This is a genomic window from Escherichia sp. AM3, assembly GCF_032029835.1.
Classification (GTDB): domain Bacteria; phylum Pseudomonadota; class Gammaproteobacteria; order Enterobacterales; family Enterobacteriaceae; genus Escherichia; species Escherichia coli.
Window position 1 is genome coordinate 1 of the sequence record NZ_JAVUPQ010000336.1, and the last position, 1,198, is coordinate 1,198.

Genomic DNA, 1,198 nt, shown 5'->3' on the forward strand with positions numbered 1-1,198 from the left:
GGACTTTTACATGATAAAGCAAATGCGCCAGCAGGGCGCGTACATTGTCGATATTGCGGCTCAGATTGGTTGCTCTTAACGGACGGTCAGACGCTACCTCAAATACCCTGAACCGCCAGCCAGAAAGACCCGCCACAAAATGGTTAAGCTGAAACCGTTTATGGATTACATCGACATGCGCCTGGCAGAGAATGTCTGGAATAGCGAGGTTATCTTCGCGGAGATTAAGGCAATGGGTTATACGGGCGGACGTTCCATGCTGCGTTACTACATCCAGCCCAAACGTAAAATGCGTCCGTCAAAAAGAACAAGGAGAGAGTTACCGGTTAAAAGAGAAACGTAAAGCTGGAGTGCTGACCAAAAACACAACGCCAATCAGTGATGATGAAATGGTGCAAAGCGGACAGCATCAGTAACGAAAGTATTTAGCGGGCATGAAAATGGCAAATAACGGTCAAACATCGTGGCGTTGACATAGTCGCAGTTTTGGTGAACGAATCACAGACAAAGATTCCATGCACCAGGCTGTTGTTCAGTATGCAGAGCGGGCCGCAGAGAAACTACGTGGGGAGCGTCAGTATTGCCGGCAGGTGACGACATTTGTACGGACATCCCCCTTTACAGTAAAAGAACCCTGTTACAGCAATGCCGCTGTGGAAAAGCTTCCATTACCCACACAGGACAGCCGGGACATTATTGCCGCAGCATGCAGAGCGTTAAACCATGTCTGGCGTGAAGGGTACCGCTATATGAAGGCAGGAGTCATGCTGGCTGATTTCACACCATCGGGTATAGCGCAGCCGGGATTATTTGATGAGATCCAGCCCCGTAAAAACAGCGAAAAGTTAATGAAAACACTCGATGAACTGAACCAGTCTGGAAAAGGGAAAGTGTGGTTTGCGGGGCGAGGAACCGCCCCTGAATGGCAAATGAAACGGGAAATGTTGAGTCAGTGTTATACAACTAAATGGCGAGATATTCCCCTGGCCAGGCTGGGTTAGTTCAGTCATCTCCGAACATATTTTCAGCGTTTCTTCTGGTCTGGTCTTCACCGTCATTTCTCGACAGACTCTGCTCTGTAAGGGGAGTACTGCAATCCACAGACGTATGGAGACCAGATTGTTTTTCCAGTAATTCAATCAATTTCTTTTCAACCGAAAAAGCAGGTAATGACTCCAACTTATTGATAGTGTTTTAT

At 47.6% G+C, this 1,198-nt stretch carries 3 pseudogenes; all 3 read left to right on the forward strand.

What is annotated here, in order from left to right:
- Positions 1-316 (forward strand): annotated as a pseudogene (locus RTW80_RS25625) (IS21 family transposase); the annotation flags it as partial.
- Positions 309-416: pseudogene (locus RTW80_RS25630) on the forward strand (AAA family ATPase); the annotation flags it as partial. The pseudogenes RTW80_RS25625 and RTW80_RS25630, both read left to right, overlap by 8 nt.
- A gap of 60 nt (positions 417-476) precedes the next feature.
- Positions 477-1,001 (forward strand): annotated as a pseudogene (locus RTW80_RS25635) (DUF4113 domain-containing protein); the annotation flags it as partial.
- Between the last annotated feature and the right edge of the window lie 197 nt (positions 1,002-1,198).